Raw genomic sequence first — 16,041 nt, 5'->3', positions numbered from 1 at the left:
GAGCCGGACCAGGACGCCGTGGATTGCTTCGCTACGCTCGCAATGACGTGGCGGGGGCGGCAGGTCCGGTCCGTTACGCCGGTATCGGCGACGCGCCCGTCCTTACGCCCGCCGTACCGGTCAGACGGCATAGGCTAACCCCGGCAGCAGGCCGGACGCGCGCCCTGAGCGGGCGGCGGGCGATATCCCCAAGACGGCGGACCGGCGCGGCGGCTCTATCCCGGCCCGTTGACGTTCTCCCTTCGTCATTGCGAGCACAGCGAAGCAATCCAGAGCCGGACCAGGACGCCTTGTATTGCTTCGCTCCGCTCGCAATGACGGGGCGGGGGGGCGACAGGTCCGCTCCGTTACATCGCTCACCCCGCGAACAGCGACGCACCCTTCTTGACCACGGTTCGCCCCGCCGCATCGGTCACCGCATAGGTGAATCCCGGCAGCAGGCAGAACGCGCCCACCTCGCCGCGCGGCGACAGCGCGAGGAAGCCGACCTGAACCCCCTTGATCGCGTCGCCGCGCAGCCGGGCGATGTGGCGCACCACTTCCTCGCACGCCGCCTGCGGCGACAGGCCGGCGCGCATCGAGGCGACGACGCGCGCGGTGCCCGATACGCGGGTCACTTCCTCGCCAAGCCCGGTCGAGGTCGCGCCGCCGACGCCCGCCTCGACGTACAGCCCGGCGCCGACCTGCGGCGAATCGCCGACGCGCCCGCGCATCTTGAACGCCATGCCCGACGTGGTGCAGGCGCCCGCCATCCGCCCCGACGCATCGCGCGCGAGCAGCCCGATCGTGTCGTGGTCGAGCGCACCGCCCGGGGTGCGATGCGGCGTCATCCGGTTCTCGATATTGGCGACCGGCCGGTATTGCGAGGTCTTGAGCCAGTCGCGCCACGCCTTTTCCGCCGGCGGGGTCAGCAGGTCGACCCTGGGGAAACCCTGGTCGCGGGCGAAGCGTGTCGCGCCCTCGCCGACGAGGAAGGTGTGCGGCGTCCGTTCCATCACGCGCCGCGCGACCGAGATGGCGTGGACGGTATCCTCCAGCGCCGCGACGGCGCCCACCCCGCCACGGTCGTCCATGATGACCGCGTCGAGCGTCACCCGGCCGTCACGATCGGGATAGCCGCCATAGCCGACCGAGTGGTTCTCGGGATCCGCCTCGGGCACCATGCCGCCCGCCTCGACCGCATCGATCAGGCTGCCGCCCGCCTTCAGCCGGGCGAAGGCGGCATCGTTCGCCGCGGCGCCGAAATCCCAGGTCGACACGATCATCGCGCCGCGCCCGGGCGTGGCCGCTCCGCCGAGCGCCGCGACACCGCCGGCCGCAGCCGCGCCCCCCATGAACCCGCGGCGTGTCGTCATCGTGCAAACCCCTTTGGACCGATATTGGTATTCAAAGGAAGTTATACGGATCCACGTCCACCGTCACGCGCGCTTTCGCCGGCCAGTCGAGCGGCCCCAGCCAGTCGCGGATCACGTCCTGTACGTCGAGCGCGCGGCGGGCGTGGACGAGCAAGCGGTAGCGGTGCCGCCCGCGCAGCATCGCCAGCGGGGCCGGCGCGGGACCATAGACGGCCATGCCCTCCACCTGCGGCGCGCTCTTGGCCACCAGCCGCGCGACGTCGTTGGCACAGGCCTGATCCTCCGAAGACACCACGATCGCGGCATAGCGGCCGAACGGCGGCGCGCCGGCATCGCGCCGCGCCTCCGTCTCCGCGGCGTAGAAGGCGTCGGCATCGCCGGTGACGAGCGCCTGCATCACCTGTGCCCCGGGACTGTGCGTCTGGATGAAGACGTGGCCGGGCTTGGCGCCGCGCCCCGCACGACCCGACACCTGACGGATCTGCTGGAAGGTGCGTTCCGCCGCGCGCAGGTCGCCGCCCTCCAGCCCCAGATCGGCGTCGATGACCCCCACCAGCGTCAGATTGGGGAAGTGATAGCCCTTGGTGACGAGCTGCGTGCCGACGACGATGTCGATGTCGCCCGCTTCCATCCGCCCGACGAATTCCGCGGCCTTGGCCGGGGACCAGATCGTGTCGCTGGTGACGACCGCGGTCTTCGCCTCGGGGAACAGCGCCGTCACCTCGTCCGCGATCCGCTCGACGCCGGGGCCGCAGGCGACCAGGCTGTCCTCCTCCTTGCATTCGGGGCAGGCGCGGGGCGTCGGCATGACGTGGCCGCAATGATGGCATGCCAGCCGCCGGGTCAGCCGGTGCTCGACCATCCAGGCGGTGCAATTGGGGCATTGGAAGCGATGCCCGCAGGTCCGGCACAAGGTCAGCGGCGCATAGCCGCGGCGATTGAGGAACAGCAGCGACTGTTCGCCCCGCGCCAGCGTCTGTTCCAGCGCGGCGACGAGTTTCGGGGCGATCCAGCGGCCGCGCTCGGGCGGGTTCCGGATCAGGTCGATCGCCTCGATCGTCGGCATTTCGGCCGCGCCATAGCGGCCGGGCAGGCGCAGTTCGGCATAGCGGCCCAGCGCGACCTGCTGGCGCGTCTCGATCGCGGGCGTGGCGCTGGCGAGGATGACCGGGCATGCCTCGAACTTGCCGCGCATCACCGCGACGTCGCGGGCGTGGTAATGCACGCCCTCTTCCTGCTTGAAACTGGTCTCGTGCGCCTCGTCGACGACGATCAGGCCGAGGTTGCGATAGGGCAGGAACAGCGCCGAGCGCGCGCCCACCGTCACCAGCGCCCGACCATCGGCGATCGCCCGCCACGCGCGGCGCCGCTGCGTCGAGCGCAGGCCGGAATGCCACGCCACCGGCTCGCAGCCGAAACGGTCGTGGAAGCGCTTCAGGAACGGTTCGGTCAGCGCGATTTCGGGCAGCAGCACCAGCGTCTGCCGGCCCTGCCGGATCGCCTCGGCCACCGCTTCGAAATAGACTTCGGTCTTGCCCGATCCGGTGACCCCGTCGAGCAGCGTGGGGGCGAAGGCATGCGCCGCCACGGCGGCGGCCAGCGTCGCCGCGGCATCCTGCTGTGCGCCGGCGAGCGTCGGCGGACCGAAGGCGGGGTCGGGGGAGGGATAGGGACTGTCGATATCCACCGCCACCGCCTCCAGCGCGCCGGCCTTCACCAGTCCGCGCACCACCGCGTCGGACACGTCGGCGATGCCGGCGAGTTCGCGGATCAGGCCCTGGCGGTCGCCGATCCGCTCCAGCGCCTGCGCGCGCTGGGGGGTAAGGCGCGGCGGGACGCGACCGGTGGCGCGATATTCGGTCGCCGTCCGCGCGCCCTCCAATGCCGAGGTCGAGGCGAGCGCCATCCGCACGACGGCGGCCGGCGGGCTGAGGTAATAGGCGGCGGTCCATTCGACCAGCCGGCGCAGCGGCGCGGCAAGCGGCGGCACGTCGACGAGCCCCAGCAGCGGGCGCAGGCGGTTGTCGCCGACCTCCGCATCCGAGGGCAGCCGCTCGGGCTCCCACGCGACGCCGAGCAACTGGCGGGGCCCGAGCGGCGCGATGACGATCGATCCGGGCTCGACCGCCATGCCGGCCGGCACCCGATAGTCGAGCGGACCGAGCGCGGAATTGAGGACGAGGACGCGGGCACGCGAGGACATGCCCCGCCATATGGGGGCTATGCGACTCGACGGGAAGCACCAAGGCGGGCTCACGGGGGTGGGGGCGCTGCCGCGGGCGTGGCCCTTCGCCGTGTGGTCGGATCATGCGCCCGGACCGTGACGCGCGCGACGATCGTATCCCTACGCTCCGGGGCCCAGCCAGGCGCGATCCCGCACGCGGGCGGGCGCTAAGCCGCCGCGCGAAGACCCTGCGGGCGGCGCGTGCCGACACGGGCGCGCTTGGCGGCGTAGAGGCGCGTGTCGGCGCGGCGGGCGAAATCGCGCAGCGAATGGCAGTCGGCGTCGAACAGCGCGATGCCGACCGATCCGGCGCTGGTCATGGTGATCCCGTTGGCCTCCACCGCGACGCGCAGCGCCGCCTCCAGGTCGAGCGTGACGCGGTCCGGGTCTGCGACCAGCCGCGGGTCGGCGATGACGACGGCGAATTCGTCGCCGCCGATGCGCGCCGCGAAACAGTCGCGCATCCACGACCCGCGGAGCGCCGCGCCCGTCATCCGCAGCACGTCGTCGCCCGCGGCGTGACCGAGCGAATCGTTGATCGCCTTGAAGCCGTCGAGGTCGATCAGCGCCAGCATCAGCGGCGTGCCGTCGCGGCGGGCATCGCGCATCGCCGCGTCGAGTTCGCGATCGAAGGCGGCGCGATTGGCGATGCCCGTCAGCGCGTCGGTATCCGCGGAGCGGCGCAATTGCGTCTCCAGATCGTGCCGGTCGGTGATGTCCTGGAACACGCCGACCAGCGTGGCGGGCACGCCGTCGACCATCTCGACCTCGCCCGCCGACCGGACGCGGCGCCGGCGCCCGTCCGCGGTAACGAAGTCCGCCTCATATTCGAACGGGTCGCCGGTCCGGATCGCGGCCGCGATCCGCGCCTCGACGTCGGCACGGGCATGCGGCGGATAGAAATCGAGCGCATGGTCCAGTGCCGGCTGGCGCCCGACCGGAAGGCCGTGGATGCGATAGACGTTGTCCGACCATTCCAGCGCGGAATCGCTCAGTGACAGGCGCCACGATCCGATCATCGCGATGCGTTCGGCATGGCGGAAGATGCGGTCGTTGCGCGCGAGCCGGCGGACCAGTTCCTCGCCCGTGGTGGCGATCCGCAGCGCCTCGACCGCGGTCCGGCGCGCGGCGATCAGCGCTTCGGCGAGCGTCGCGAGGTGACGCAGGGCGGCATGGCCCGCCGCGCTGAGGCTGCGCGGGTTGCTGTCGAGCACGCACAGCGTGCCGATCGGCTGGCGTATGCCGTCGCCGTCGGCGAGGTGGATCGCGGTGCCCGCATAGAAGCGCATGCCGCCGTCGGTGACCAGCGGGTTGGCGGCGAAGCGCGGATCCATCGACAGGTCGTCGACGATCAGCGGCACGTCCTGCCGGATGGTGCGGTCGCAGAAGGCGATGTCGCGCCCGAGCTCGCGCTCGCCGGGCGTGTTGCGCGCCTTGATCCACAGCCGGTCGCGGTCGATCAGCGTCATCAGCGCGGTCGGGCAGCCGAGCATCTCGGCCGCCAGCGCGACCAGCGCGTCGAATTCGCGCTCCGGTTCGCTGTCGAGCAGCGCGAGCGCGTGCAGCGCGGCGAGCCGGCTGGTCTCGTCATAGGCCGGCGGCACGGGATACGCGACTGCACTCATCATGTTGGAATGGATGGCATAGAGGCGTTAAAATGTTCTTTGCCCTGACCGCCGGCGGGCGCCAGAATGGCGAGCGCATGACCGATCCTATCCTTCCGTTACCCCTGCAATGGGCGGCGCACCTTGCGCGGGACCGGCGGCGTTCGGTGCACACCGTGCGCGCCTATCGCGCGACCGCGGAGCGGCTGACCGCGTTCCTCCGGGCGCATTGGGGGGGCACGGTGGATGCCGCGGCGCTGGCGCGGATCACCGCGGCGGACCTGCGCGCGTTCCTCGCGGCGCGGCGGGCGGAGGGGCTCGGCAACGCCTCGGCGGCACGCGAGCTGTCCGCGGTGCGCGGCTTTCTGGCGTTCGTGGTGCCGGCGGCGGCGACGCCGCGGCTGCGCGGCCCGCGCGTCAAGACGGGCGTGCCGCGGCCGATCTCGCCCGACGAGGCGCTCGCGCTTGCCGGACAGGTCGCCGACGATGCCGCCGAACCGTGGATCGGCGCGCGCGACTGGGCAGTGCTGCTGCTGCTCTACGGCGCGGGCCTGCGGATCGGCGAGGCGATCGCGCTGCCCGCGCGGGTGCTGCCGCTCGGCGACACGCTGGTGGTGACCGGCAAGCGCGACAAGACCCGGGTGGTGCCGCTGCTGCCGCAGGTCCGCGCCGCGATCGAGCATTATGCGGCGCAGGTGCCGTGGGCGCTGAGCGCGGACGCACCGCTGTTCCGCGGGGCGAAGGGCGGGGCGCTGTCGCCCGGGATGATCCGCCGCGCGGTGCAGGCGGCGCGGGGCGGACTGGGTCTGGGCGACCGGACGACGCCGCACGCGCTGCGCCACAGCTTCGCGACGCATCTGCTCGGCCGCGGCGCCGATCTGCGCGCGTTGCAGGAACTGCTCGGCCACGCCAGCCTCAGCTCGACGCAGGTCTATACCGCGGTGGATGCCGCGCACCTGCTCGACGTCTATCGCAACGCGCATCCGCGCGCCTGACCGCGCTCAGCGCGTCCGCGGCCGCCAGGTGGCGACGCGCCACAGGTAACCGCCCAGCATCAGCACGGTGAGCGCGATCGCCAGCGGCCCGACGTAGCGGTCGAGCTCGCCGAACCGCGAGCCGAGGTAGAGGCCGGCGGCGGCGAGGATGCTGTTCCAGATCAGGCTTCCCGCGAAGGTCCAGACGAGGAACCGCCACAGCGGCATGCAGGTGATGCCGGCGGGCAGCGAGATGATCGTGCGGAATGTCGGCATGAAGCGGAACACGAACACCACCCAGCCGCCGTGCTTCACGAAGAAACGGTGCAGGCGCTCGACATCGTCCCACTCCATCGTCAGCCAGCGACCGTGCCGTTCGACGAAGGGGCGGAAGCGCGCATAGCCGATATGCCGGCCGACATGGTACCAGAAGTAGTTCCCGGCGGTGGTACCCGCCGTGCCCCACAGCACCAGCGGCACGATCCCCATGCTGCCCCGCGCGACCGCCATGCCGCCGAGCCCCATGATGACCTCCGACGGGATCGGCGGCACGATATTCTCGAGCGCCATCAGCAGGAAGATGCCGAAATACCCGCCCCAGGCGATTCCGTTGAGGATGAATTCGGTCATGTCCGCCGCTCAACGGCGGGCCGGTCAGCCGCGTTCCGCGATCCTGCGTTCGATCGCATCCCAGATGAGGCCGGCGACGTCGGTGCCGTCGAACCGCTCGATCGCGACGATCCCGGTCGGCGAGGTGACGTTGATCTCGGTCAGCCATTCGCCGCCTATGACGTCGATACCGACGAAGATCAGCCCGCGCCGCTTCAGTTCCGGCCCCAGCACCGCGCAGATCTCGCGTTCGCGCGGCGTCAATTCCGTCTTCACCGCCGACCCGCCGACCGCCAGGTTCGACCGGATCTCGCCCTCGCCGGGCAGGCGGTTGATCGCGCCCGCGACCGCGCCGTCGACCAGTACGATGCGCTTGTCGCCCTTCGCCACCGCGGGCAGGAACGCCTGGATCATGTGCGGTTCGCGCCACGTCTGGTTGAACACCTCGATCAGCGCGGACAGGTTGGCGCCGTCGCGGCCGACCTTGAAGATCGCCTTGCCGCCGTTGCCGTGCAGCGGCTTGACGACGATCTCGCCATGGTCGGCGAGGAACGCGCGCGCCTCGTCGAGGCTGCGGGTGACCAGCGTCGGCGGCATGAACTGCGGATAGTCGAGCACGAACACCTTTTCGGGCGCATTGCGGACGCTCGCGGGATCGTTGACCACCAAAGTGCGGTCGGCGATCCGTTCGAGCAGGTGCGTCGCGGTGATGTAGCCGAGGTCGAACGGCGGATCCTGCCGCATCAGCACCACGTCGGCGTCGTCGCCAAGGTCGAGATCGACGGGCTCGCCGAAGCAGAAATGATCGCCCTCCACGCGCTGCACCGTGACCGGATGCGCACGCGCCCAGACGCGGCCGGCGCTGTAGCTCAATGCCTCCGCGTCGTAATGGAACAGGCGATGGCCCCGTGCCTTCGCCGACAGCATCAGTGCGAAGCTGGAATCGCCCGCGATGGCGATGCTGTCGAGCGGGTCCATCTGGACGGCGACGGTGAGGGACATGCGGACGCTCCTTGCCTGTACGCGCCGGCAGGTAGGACGCCGCCGCCGCCATGTCACCTGCGGCGGCGGCATCGAACTAGAAAGGACGGGTCCGCGCGGCGGCGCGGAGGCGCGGAGAGGATACGCCCGGCGCCATCGGCGCCCTCCCATCACGGCCCTTCCGAGGTTCGCAAGGCCGCGCCGCGCGAGCCCTCTCCGCGTCCTCCGCGCCTCCGCGCGAACCAATGTTCTTCGCGTCATCGCGTCTTCGCGCGAACCCGCCCGCTCGATCGACGCATGCTCGAATTGTCGAGACCGCGTACCGGGTCACGTCGACCCGTGGCCGGCGACAGCGAGGAAGAAAGAGTTGGTGCGCGCGAAGGCGCGGAGACGTGAAGATGATCCGCGTGGCGCCATCGGCGCCCTCCCATCACGGCCCTGCGAGGTTCGAAAGGCTGCGCCGCGCGAACTCTCTCCGCGCCTCCGCGCCTCCGCGTGAACCAGCCTTCTTCGCGCCTTCGCGTCTTCGCGCCTTCGCGTCTTCGCGCGAACCCGTCCGCTACCCGATCCACGCATTCTCGATGTGCCGCGGCCGCGTGCCGGGGGCGAGGAGGATGACGTCGACGCGGATGTCGTCACCCGGCCCGGCATAGCGCGGCATCAGCACCTCCGCGGCCGCCGCGACCCGTGCCAGCCGCCGCGCGTCTATCGCGAAGTCGAGTTCGGCGGCGGTGCGCCGCGTCTTCACCTCGACGAAGGCGATCAGGGTGCCGCGGCGCGCGACCAGATCGACCTCGCCCGCCGGAGTGCGCACGCGGCGGTCGAGGATGCTCCACCCCTTCAGCCGCAGCCACCAGCCCGCCAGCCGCTCGCCGCGCCGTCCGGCGGCTTCGGCGGTGCGCCGGGCATCGGCGGTGGGGCGGCGGGGCGGGCGCGTCATGCACGGCAGGCTGCCGCAGCCGTCGGTGCGGCGCAAGCGTATGTCAGCCGCCGTCCGCCGCCTGCCGCATCACCAGCGCACGCGCGTAGAGGTCCTTGCGGTCGAGCCCGAACGCCTTCGCCACCTCGCCCGCCGCCTTGGCGACCGGCAGCCGGGTCAGCGCCTCGGCCAGCGCGGCGTCCGCGTCGGCGGCGTCGGGGGGCGGCGCCTCGCCCGGCGGCGCGACGACGATCACGATCTCCCCCCTCGGCGGCGAATCGGCGTAGCGCGCGGCGAGCGTCGTCAGCGTCCCCGTCACCGCCTCCTCGTAGCGCTTGGTGATCTCGCGCGTCACCGCGGCGTCGCGATCGCCCAGCCCCTCCGCGAGCGCGGCGAGGCAGGCGGCGAGCCGCGGCCCCGATTCGTAGAGGATCAGCGTCGCGCGCACCGCCGCCACCTCCGCGATCGCGTCGGCGCGCGCCTTTGCCTTGCTCGGCAGGAAGCCGCAGAACAGGAAGCGGTCGGTGGGCAGGCCCGCCAGCGTCAGCGCGGCGATCGCGGCGCAGGGGCCGGGGATCGTCACCACGGCATGCCCGGCTGCGCGCGCGTCGCGGACCAGCTTGTAGCCGGGATCGGAGATCAGCGGCGTGCCCGCGTCGGACACCAGCGCCACCGCCTCCTGCGCCATCCGGGCGATCAGGCCGGGGCGGACGCCCTCGGCATTGTGGTCGTGATAGGGGACCATCGGCCGCTTGATGCCGATGTGGCGGAGCAGGCCGGCGGTGACGCGGCTGTCCTCTACCGCTACGATGTCGGCGCGGCTCAGGATATCGGCGGCGCGCGGCGATAGGTCAGCAAGATTGCCGATCGGCGTCGCGACGATATACAGCCCGGGGTCGAGAGGATTTTCGGATATGGCCACAGGGGACGTCATGGCAGAGGCTTTACCGGTTGGACAGTCGCGACGCGCGCGCATCGGCGGCCTGGCGCGCTGGGCGGGGATCGTGGCGGCGGGGCTGCTCGCCGCCTGTTCCACCGTAGTGCCGCGCGGCCCGGTCGAGGCGCCGGCGCGCCCGACCCGCCCGCAGGCGGAGCGCCCCGAGCCGGTCGAGGCGGGCCTGCCGCGCGACACGCAGCGCAACCGCGTCGCGCTGCTGGTGCCGCTGTCGGGCGGCAATGCGGGCGTCGGGCGCTCCATCGCCAATGCGACGATGCTGGCGGTGCTCGACACCGGCACCGACAAGGTGCGGATCACCAATTACGATACCGCGACCGGCGCCGCCGCGGCGGCGGAGCGGGCGATCGCGGACGGTGCGCAGGTGATCCTGGGGCCGCTGCTTGCCGAGGACGTGCGCGCGGTCGCGCCGATCGCGCGCGCGGCGCGCGTACCGGTCCTGAGCTTCTCGAACGACGCCTCGGTCGCCGGCAACGGCACCTATCTGATGGGCTATGCGCCCGCGCAGTCGATCGACCGCGTCGTCCAATATGCGCGCAGCCGCGGCGTGACGAGCTTTGCCGGGCTGATCCCCAACGGCCTCTACGGCGAGCGTGCCTCGACCGCGTTCCTGCGCTCGGTCGAGGGGGCGGGCGGCGCGGTCGTGTCGCTGCAGACCTATGGCCGGGTCGTCGGCGGGATCGCGGGCGCGGTGACGCGGCTCAACGCCAAGGCGCCCTATGGCGCGGTGCTGGTGGCGGACGCGGCGACCAGCGCCGCCGTCGCCGCGCCGCTCGTCAAGCGCGGCAGCGGCGCCGCGACGCGCATCCTCGGCACCGAATTGTGGAATTCCGAGGCGAGCCTGACCGCGAAGCCCGCGCTCAACGGCGCCTGGTTCGCCAGCGTCGCGGACACGCTCTATCGGCAATATGCGACCAAATACCGCGCCCGCTACAGCGCCGCGCCGTATCGCCTGTCGAGCCTGGGCTATGATGCGGTCCTGCTGACCGTGCGCATCTCGCGCGACTGGCCGGTCGGTCGGCCGTTCCCGGAAGCGCGGCTGCGCGACGCCGACGGTTTCGCCGGCATCGACGGCGCGTTCCGCTTCGGCCGCGACGGCATCGCCGAGCGCGCGCTGGAGGTACAGGAAATCCAGAACGGCGCGACCGTCACGGTGTCGCCGGCACCGAGCGGCTTCGGCCGCTAGGATGTGAGTCGTCCGGGCGGACGCGCCGCCCGGGAAGGCCCGGTCCCGGTCGCCGTCGGGTGGCGACAAACTGCGGTCCGGGCCGCGCCGGTTATCCTTGCGCGCAGCCCGGTCAGGCGGCGCGCACCGTCTCCGGCGCGTCGCGCACCACGAGTGGCAGGATCGCGTCGAGCAGCAGCGCCCCCGCCTCGGTGACGCGCAGCCGGTCGGGCTCGCGGGCGACCAGCCCCTGCGCCTCCAGCCGCGCCACCGCGGTCCAGTCGATCGGCGCGCTGCCACCGGCGAGCGCGGCGACATGGGTCAGGTCGACTCCCTCGCGCAGCCGCAGGCCCATCACCAGCGCCTCGGTCGCGCGCTCGTGCGGCGTCAGCGGCTCTTCCACCTCGATGCCGTGGCCGTTGCGCGCGACCGCCGCCAGCCAGTTTTCGGGCTTGCGGCGACGCTGCGTGGCAAGGGCGTCGCGGCGGCCGTGCGCGCCGGGGCCGACGCCCGCATAGTCGCCGTAGCGCCAATAGGTCAGGTTGTGGCGGCTCTCCGCCCCGGCGCGCGCATGGTTGGAGGTTTCATAGGCGGGCAGGCCGGCGGCGGCGGTCATCGCGCGCGTCGCCTCGAACAGGTCGGCCGCGCGGTCGCCGTCGGGCACCGCCAGCCGCCCCTGCGCCGCCTCGGTCGCGAAGCGCGTGCCGGGCTCGATCGTCAGCTGGTAGAGCGACAGATGCTCGGTGCCGAACGACAGCGCCCGCGCCAGCTCCGCCTCCCACGCCGCGAGCCGCTGGTCGGGCAGCGCATAGATCAGGTCGAAGCTGACCCGCGCGAAATGGCGCTGCGCGGTCGCCAGCGCGGCCAGCCCCTCGTCGACGCCATGCGCGCGGCCGAGAAAGCCGAGCGCGGCGTCGTCGAGCGACTGGAGGCCGAGCGAGACGCGGTTGACCCCCGCCGCGGCGAGATCGGCGAAGCGCGCCGCCTCGACCGAAGACGGATTCGCCTCCAGCGTGATCTCGATGTCGGCGGCCGGCGTCCACGCCCGCTGCGCCGCGTCGAGGATCGCGGCGACCGTCGCGGGCGGCATCAGCGACGGCGTGCCGCCCCCGAAGAACACCGACCCCAGCGTCCGCCCCGGCAGCGCCCGCGCTTCGTGCGCGAGGTCGGCGAGCAGGGAATCGCGCCATGCCTGCTGGTCCACCTGGTCGCGGACATGGCTGTTGAAGTCGCAATAGGGGCATTTGGAGACGCAGAACGGCCAGTGGACGTAGAGCGCGAGCGGCATCTTGTCGGGGGTCATGATGCCGACGATATGGCGGGGATCATGTCGAAACGCCACTCATGGCTTGCCGCGTTGCTGATCCTTCCCGCCTGCGCGCCGTCGCCCGAGCGCGTCGTCGAACCGCGGACGACCGACGCGCCGGCGCCGCGCGGGGCGGCGCTGCTGCGCCACGCGATGCTGGCGGGGCAGAATGCGGCGCGGGCGGACGTCGGCGTCGGCCCGCTCGTCTGGAGCGAACCGCTGGCGGCGTCGGCGAAGCGCTACGCGGAGGAGATGGCGCGGACCGGGCGGTTCGCGCACGCGCCGCAGTCGATCGGGATGGACCGCGAGGGCGAGAACCTGTGGACCGGCACGCGCGACGCCTATCGCTTCGACGAGATGGTCGGGCATTGGGTCGCGGAAAAGCGCGATTTCGTCGATGCCGCGGTGCCGCGGTCCAGCCGGACGGGGCGGTGGGAGGACGTCGGCCATTATGCGCAGATCGTCTGGCGCGGGACGACCGCGATGGGCTGCGCGCTGGCGAGCGACGCCGCCGACGATTTCCTCGTGTGCCGCTACGGCCCGCCGGGCAATGTCGTGGGGCAGGAGGCGTATTGAATGCGATCGATGCGGTCCGTCGCGCGGCTGGATCGAATCACGCGTGCCCGCTAGGGGCAGGATCATGACCAAACTCGCCGTGTTCGACTGCGACGGCACGCTCGTCGACAGCCAGGCCAACATCTGCCAGTCGATGGAAACGGCGTTCCGGATCGCCGGCATCGCCGCGCCGCCGCGTGACGCGATCCGGCGTATCGTCGGGCTGAGCCTGGTCGAGGCGATCCGCGCGCTGCTTCCCGAGGCGGACGACGCGCAGCATCGCCGGATGGCGGCCGATTACAAACAGGCGTTCTTCGACCTGCGCACGAGCGGCGCGATGGCGGAGGAGCCGCTGTTCGACGGGATCGAGGACGTGCTGGAGACGCTCGCCGACGACGGCTGGCTGCTGGGCGTCGCGACCGGCAAGTCGGATCGCGGGCTCGCGCACATCCTCGCGCACCACGGCCTCGCCGACCGGTTCGTCACCTTGCAGACCGCCGATCGCCATCCGTCGAAGCCCGATCCCGCGATGCTGCTCGCCGCGATCGACGCGGCCGGGGCGATGCCGCGGACGACGGCGATGATCGGCGACACGAGCTTCGATATGGCGATGGCGAAGGCGGCGGGCGCCCGTGCGATCGGCGTCGCCTGGGGCTATCATGACGTGCGCGACCTTGCCGACGCGGGGGCCGATGTCGTCGCGGATCGGGTCGCCGCGCTGCCGGGGCTGCTGGCGTGAGCCCGCAGGACGCCACCGCGCGCAAGCGCTGGCTGGCGATGGTCGCCAGCCGCATCGCCGGGAGCCTCGGCGCGGTGTTCGGCCTCGCCCTCGCCGCGCGCGCGCACGACTGGCCGGTGAAGGCGCTCGGCGTCGCGATCACGCTGTCGGCGCTCGCCGTCGTCGCGATCGTGCCTGCCAGCCTCGCGCAGCGCTGGCGGACGCCGCCGCGGCCATGAAGCGCTTCTGGACCGATGTGGCGATCGACGCCGATCGCGTCGTCACGCTGGACGGCCGGCCGGTGCGCACGCCCGGCCGCGTCCCGCTGGCGCTGCCCACCGACGCGCTGGCGGAGGCGGTCGCGGCGGAGTGGCGCGCGGTGGGGGAGACGATCGACCCGCGCGCGATGCCGGTCACCGGCCTCGCCAATGCCGCGATCGACCGGATCGCACCCGATCCGCGCGCGTTCGCCGCGGGGCTTGCGGCTTATGGCGGCAGCGACCTGCTGTGTTATCGCGCGCTGTCGCCGGACGACCTCGTCGCCCGCCAGCGCGCGGCGTGGGATCCGTGGCTCGACTGGGCGCGCGCGCGATACGACGTGCATCTCGAAACGACCGCCGGGATCGTCCACCGCGCGCAACCGCCCGCGACGCTGGCGCGGCTTGCGGAGGCGGTCGGCGCGCTCGACGCCTTCCGCCTTGCGGCGCTGTCGCCGGTGGTGACGATCACGGGATCGCTCGTCCTCGCGCTCGCGCTGGTGGAGCATGCCGGCGATCCCGACACGTTATGGGCCGCGGCACACGTCGATGAGGACTGGCAGGCGGAATTGTGGGGCGAGGATGCGCTCGCCACCGCGGCGCGGGCCAACAAGCGCGCCGAATATGACGCCGCGGTGCGCGTCCTCGCCGCGCTCGACTGATCGGGACGGGGGTCAGGCGGCGCCGGGCACCCGGGTCAGCTTGCGGATGAAGCCGATCAGCCCCGTCTGCCGCGACCGCTTCAGCCGTTCCGCCGCCAGGATCGTCTTCACGCCCTGGAAGCATGTCTCGACGTCGTCGTTGACGAGGACGTAGTCATAGCCGTCCCAGTGGCTGACCTCGTTCGCCGCGCGCGCCATCCGCGCCTCGATAACCTCCGCCGAATCGGTGTTGCGGTTGGTCAGCCGCGCGCGCAATTCCTCCATCGACGGCGGGAAGATGAAGACGCGCACGACGTCGCCGCCGGCGATCTGGAACAATTGCTGCGCGCCCTGCCAGTCGATGTCGAACAGGACGTCCTTGCCCGCGGCCAGCATCGCCTCGACCTGCGCCTTGGGCGTGCCGTAGCGCTGGCCGAAGACATGCGCCCATTCGAGGAATTCGTCCTCCGCCACCATGTGCCGGAACTGTTCGAGGTCGACGAAATGATAGTCCTTGCCGTCGGTTTCGCCGGGCCGCATCGGGCGCGTCGTGGCCGATACCGACATGCCCAGTTCGGGTTCGTCGGCGAGCAATTTGCGCGCGATGGTGGACTTGCCCGCGCCCGACGGCGATGACAGCACGAACAGCACGCCACGACGCTTGAAGTGGTGCGGATCGGTGGGGAGCGAGTTCGGCATGCGCGCTAGTGGCGTCTGGGCGGGGCGGGCGTCAAGCATCGGCCGCGCAGTCGCCGCGAAAAACGGGCTGGCTGTCCTGCTCGCGCTGGCCGGCATGGCGGTGGTCCTGCTGGCGATGGGGCGCCCCGCCACCTGTCCGTGCGGCACCGTCGCGCTGTGGCACGGCACCGTCCGCTCGGACCAGAACAGCCAGCAATTCGCCGACTGGTACAGCCTGACGCATGTCGCGCACGGCCTGCTCTTCTATGCCGCGACCCGCGTGGCGTTGCCTCGCTGGCCATGGCCGCGCCGTCTGGTGGTGGCGGTGCTGGTCGAGGCCGGATGGGAAATTCTGGAAAACTCGCCGATCGTCATCGACCGCTATCGCAGCGTCACCATGGCCTGGGGCTATAGCGGCGACAGCGTGCTCAACTCGCTGGGCGACTGCGCGTGCATGATGATCGGGTTCGCGATCGCCCAGCGACTGCCCTGGTGGGGCAGCGCCGGGATGCTGATCGCACTCGAGCTCGTCGCGTTGGCAGTGATGCGCGACAACCTGACGCTCAACGTCCTGATGCTGATCGCGCCGATCGACGCGATCCGCATCTGGCAGGCCGGCTGACGCTCAGTAGTCGACGCGCGACTGACGGCGGCGATCATAGGCTTTCTTGGCGACGTAGCCGCCGCCCAGCAGCAGGCCGAGCGGCCCCATCCGGCGCATCGCGCCGACCGACAAGGCGCCGATCGCCGCGCCCTTCAGGCCGCCACGGCCATCGCGACGGTCCATTTCGCGCCCCACCAGCGCACCGATAATCCTGCCGATCATGCGTCCACCTTTCCGAAAACCTGGTCCTTGAGTTCCGCCGCGCCGCGCAACACCGCCCAGCCCACCGCATAGGTGACCGCCAGCGGCAGCACGACCTTCAGGACGTTCGCGGTCACCGCCCCGATGATCGCGCCGTCGGCGACGCCGTCGTCGCCCGAAATCGAATCGATCGCGGCGCCGATCAGCGCGCCGGTGGTGGTGGTGCTCACGTATCGTCCCTCATGGCGTCTCGGGCTGCGAAGCGCGCGACCCGCGGGGAAGTTCCGTGGCGTCC

At 71.9% G+C, this 16,041-nt stretch carries 18 protein-coding genes; 7 read left to right on the top strand and 11 right to left on the bottom strand.

What is annotated here, in order from left to right; genetic code table 11:
• Positions 1 to 356: 356 nt before the first annotated feature.
• The 3 genes from LPN01_RS08125 to LPN01_RS08115 all read right to left on the bottom strand — a co-directional run bounded on the left by LPN01_RS08125 (position 357) and on the right by LPN01_RS08115 (position 5,207).
• Positions 357 to 1,355, bottom strand: a complete 999-nt coding sequence (locus tag LPN01_RS08125) for a N(4)-(beta-N-acetylglucosaminyl)-L-asparaginase (RefSeq protein ID WP_262827871.1) — start codon at positions 1,353 to 1,355, stop codon at positions 357 to 359.
• A gap of 31 nt (positions 1,356 to 1,386) precedes the next feature.
• Complete coding sequence (locus tag LPN01_RS08120) at positions 1,387 to 3,558, bottom strand: primosomal protein N' (RefSeq protein ID WP_262827870.1); 2,172 nt, start codon at positions 3,556 to 3,558, stop codon at positions 1,387 to 1,389.
• A 188-nt stretch (positions 3,559 to 3,746) separates the two neighbouring features.
• Positions 3,747 to 5,207 (bottom strand): diguanylate cyclase domain-containing protein, encoded by a 1,461-nt coding sequence (locus LPN01_RS08115; RefSeq protein ID WP_262827869.1) that lies wholly within the window; start codon positions 5,205 to 5,207, stop codon positions 3,747 to 3,749.
• Positions 5,208 to 5,281: 74 nt separating this feature from the next.
• Here LPN01_RS08115 and LPN01_RS08110 point away from each other — a divergent pair, with 74 nt between their 5' ends.
• On the top strand, positions 5,282 to 6,178 hold the full coding sequence (locus LPN01_RS08110) for a tyrosine recombinase XerC (RefSeq protein WP_262827868.1): 897 nt from the start codon (positions 5,282 to 5,284) through the stop codon (positions 6,176 to 6,178).
• A gap of 6 nt (positions 6,179 to 6,184) precedes the next feature.
• Here LPN01_RS08110 and LPN01_RS08105 read toward each other — a convergent pair whose 3' ends face one another.
• From LPN01_RS08105 to rsmI, 4 genes are all read right to left on the bottom strand, one after another.
• Positions 6,185 to 6,787: a DedA family protein gene (locus LPN01_RS08105; protein WP_262827867.1), complete on the bottom strand. Its 603-nt coding sequence runs from the start codon at positions 6,785 to 6,787 to the stop codon at positions 6,185 to 6,187.
• Between the two features lie 24 nt (positions 6,788 to 6,811).
• Positions 6,812 to 7,768 carry a glutathione synthase gene (gene gshB, locus LPN01_RS08100; protein ID WP_262827866.1) on the bottom strand — a complete coding sequence of 319 codons (957 nt, stop codon included), beginning with the start codon at positions 7,766 to 7,768 and terminating at the stop codon, positions 6,812 to 6,814.
• A 538-nt stretch (positions 7,769 to 8,306) separates the two neighbouring features.
• On the bottom strand, positions 8,307 to 8,687 hold the full coding sequence (locus LPN01_RS08095; RefSeq protein WP_262827865.1) for a YraN family protein: 381 nt from the start codon (positions 8,685 to 8,687) through the stop codon (positions 8,307 to 8,309).
• Between the two features lie 43 nt (positions 8,688 to 8,730).
• Positions 8,731 to 9,600 carry a 16S rRNA (cytidine(1402)-2'-O)-methyltransferase gene (rsmI, locus tag LPN01_RS08090; RefSeq protein ID WP_262827864.1) on the bottom strand — a complete coding sequence of 290 codons (870 nt, stop codon included), beginning with the start codon at positions 9,598 to 9,600 and terminating at the stop codon, positions 8,731 to 8,733.
• On the opposite strand from rsmI, the gene LPN01_RS08085 reads away from it, so the two are divergent.
• Entirely contained in the window at positions 9,599 to 10,807 is a 1,209-nt protein-coding gene (locus LPN01_RS08085; RefSeq protein ID WP_262827903.1) for a penicillin-binding protein activator, read from the top strand. The two genes, rsmI and LPN01_RS08085, sit on opposite strands and share 2 nt — an antisense overlap.
• Positions 10,808 to 10,919: 112 nt before the next feature.
• Here the strand turns inward: LPN01_RS08085 and hemW are convergent, their stop codons facing one another.
• On the bottom strand, positions 10,920 to 12,089 hold the full coding sequence (gene hemW / locus LPN01_RS08080; protein ID WP_262827902.1) for a radical SAM family heme chaperone HemW: 1,170 nt from the start codon (positions 12,087 to 12,089) through the stop codon (positions 10,920 to 10,922).
• Between the two features lie 24 nt (positions 12,090 to 12,113).
• Here hemW and LPN01_RS08075 point away from each other — a divergent pair, with 24 nt between their 5' ends.
• From LPN01_RS08075 to LPN01_RS08060, 4 genes are all read left to right on the top strand, one after another.
• On the top strand, positions 12,114 to 12,668 hold the full coding sequence (locus LPN01_RS08075; RefSeq protein WP_262827863.1) for a CAP domain-containing protein: 555 nt from the start codon (positions 12,114 to 12,116) through the stop codon (positions 12,666 to 12,668).
• A 64-nt stretch (positions 12,669 to 12,732) separates the two neighbouring features.
• Complete coding sequence (locus tag LPN01_RS08070; RefSeq protein WP_262827862.1) at positions 12,733 to 13,386, top strand: HAD-IA family hydrolase; 654 nt, start codon at positions 12,733 to 12,735, stop codon at positions 13,384 to 13,386.
• A complete protein-coding gene (locus LPN01_RS08065) occupies positions 13,383 to 13,604 on the top strand; it encodes a hypothetical protein (RefSeq protein WP_262827861.1) in 222 nt (73 codons plus the stop codon). Before LPN01_RS08070 ends, LPN01_RS08065 begins: the two co-directional genes overlap by 4 nt.
• On the top strand, positions 13,601 to 14,284 hold the full coding sequence (locus LPN01_RS08060) for an ATP12 family chaperone protein (protein WP_262827860.1): 684 nt from the start codon (positions 13,601 to 13,603) through the stop codon (positions 14,282 to 14,284). Before LPN01_RS08065 ends, LPN01_RS08060 begins: the two co-directional genes overlap by 4 nt.
• Before the next feature lie 12 nt (positions 14,285 to 14,296).
• Here LPN01_RS08060 and gmk read toward each other — a convergent pair whose 3' ends face one another.
• Positions 14,297 to 14,962 (bottom strand): guanylate kinase, encoded by a 666-nt coding sequence (gene gmk / locus LPN01_RS08055; RefSeq protein WP_262827859.1) that lies wholly within the window; start codon positions 14,960 to 14,962, stop codon positions 14,297 to 14,299.
• Between gmk and LPN01_RS08050 the strand changes: the two genes are divergently transcribed.
• Positions 14,961 to 15,563: a DUF2585 family protein gene (locus tag LPN01_RS08050; RefSeq protein ID WP_262827858.1), complete on the top strand. Its 603-nt coding sequence runs from the start codon at positions 14,961 to 14,963 to the stop codon at positions 15,561 to 15,563. The genes gmk and LPN01_RS08050 overlap by 2 nt on opposite strands.
• Positions 15,564 to 15,566: 3 nt before the next feature.
• On the opposite strand, the gene LPN01_RS08045 is transcribed toward LPN01_RS08050, so the two are convergent.
• Positions 15,567 to 15,767, bottom strand: coding sequence for a hypothetical protein (locus tag LPN01_RS08045; RefSeq protein WP_262827857.1), 201 nt, complete (start codon positions 15,765 to 15,767; stop codon positions 15,567 to 15,569).
• Positions 15,764 to 15,976, bottom strand: coding sequence for a hypothetical protein (locus tag LPN01_RS08040; protein WP_262827856.1), 213 nt, complete (start codon positions 15,974 to 15,976; stop codon positions 15,764 to 15,766). Before LPN01_RS08040 ends, LPN01_RS08045 begins: the two co-directional genes overlap by 4 nt.
• Positions 15,977 to 16,041 lie beyond the last annotated feature (65 nt).

The sequence above is a fragment of the Sphingomonas sp. A2-49 genome (assembly GCF_025548555.1).
Lineage (GTDB): Bacteria > Pseudomonadota > Alphaproteobacteria > Sphingomonadales > Sphingomonadaceae > Sphingomonas.
This window is presented reverse-complemented; position numbering and strand designations above follow the sequence as displayed.

Excerpts from the sequence above, each read along its gene's own strand:
- LPN01_RS08045 (WP_262827857.1), bottom strand. The coding sequence starts at position 15,767 with ATGATCGGCAGGATTATCGGTGCGCTGGTGGGGCGCGAAATGGACCGT.
- LPN01_RS08120 (WP_262827870.1), bottom strand. The coding sequence starts at position 3,558 with ATGTCCTCGCGTGCCCGCGTCCTCGTCCTCAATTCCGCGCTCGGTCCG.
- LPN01_RS08115 (WP_262827869.1), bottom strand. The coding sequence starts at position 5,207 with ATGATGAGTGCAGTCGCGTATCCCGTGCCGCCGGCCTATGACGAGACC.
- gshB (WP_262827866.1), bottom strand. The coding sequence starts at position 7,768 with ATGTCCCTCACCGTCGCCGTCCAGATGGACCCGCTCGACAGCATCGCC.
- LPN01_RS08105 (WP_262827867.1), bottom strand. The coding sequence starts at position 6,787 with ATGACCGAATTCATCCTCAACGGAATCGCCTGGGGCGGGTATTTCGGC.
- LPN01_RS08050 (WP_262827858.1), top strand. The coding sequence starts at position 14,961 with ATGCGCGCTAGTGGCGTCTGGGCGGGGCGGGCGTCAAGCATCGGCCGC.
- LPN01_RS08110 (WP_262827868.1), top strand. The coding sequence starts at position 5,282 with ATGACCGATCCTATCCTTCCGTTACCCCTGCAATGGGCGGCGCACCTT.
- hemW (WP_262827902.1), bottom strand. The coding sequence starts at position 12,089 with ATGACCCCCGACAAGATGCCGCTCGCGCTCTACGTCCACTGGCCGTTC.
- rsmI (WP_262827864.1), bottom strand. The coding sequence starts at position 9,600 with ATGACGTCCCCTGTGGCCATATCCGAAAATCCTCTCGACCCCGGGCTG.
- LPN01_RS08125 (WP_262827871.1), bottom strand. The coding sequence starts at position 1,355 with ATGACGACACGCCGCGGGTTCATGGGGGGCGCGGCTGCGGCCGGCGGT.
- LPN01_RS08075 (WP_262827863.1), top strand. The coding sequence starts at position 12,114 with ATGTCGAAACGCCACTCATGGCTTGCCGCGTTGCTGATCCTTCCCGCC.
- gmk (WP_262827859.1), bottom strand. The coding sequence starts at position 14,962 with ATGCCGAACTCGCTCCCCACCGATCCGCACCACTTCAAGCGTCGTGGC.
- LPN01_RS08085 (WP_262827903.1), top strand. The coding sequence starts at position 9,599 with ATGGCAGAGGCTTTACCGGTTGGACAGTCGCGACGCGCGCGCATCGGC.
- LPN01_RS08070 (WP_262827862.1), top strand. The coding sequence starts at position 12,733 with ATGACCAAACTCGCCGTGTTCGACTGCGACGGCACGCTCGTCGACAGC.
- LPN01_RS08060 (WP_262827860.1), top strand. The coding sequence starts at position 13,601 with ATGAAGCGCTTCTGGACCGATGTGGCGATCGACGCCGATCGCGTCGTC.
- LPN01_RS08095 (WP_262827865.1), bottom strand. The coding sequence starts at position 8,687 with ATGACGCGCCCGCCCCGCCGCCCCACCGCCGATGCCCGGCGCACCGCC.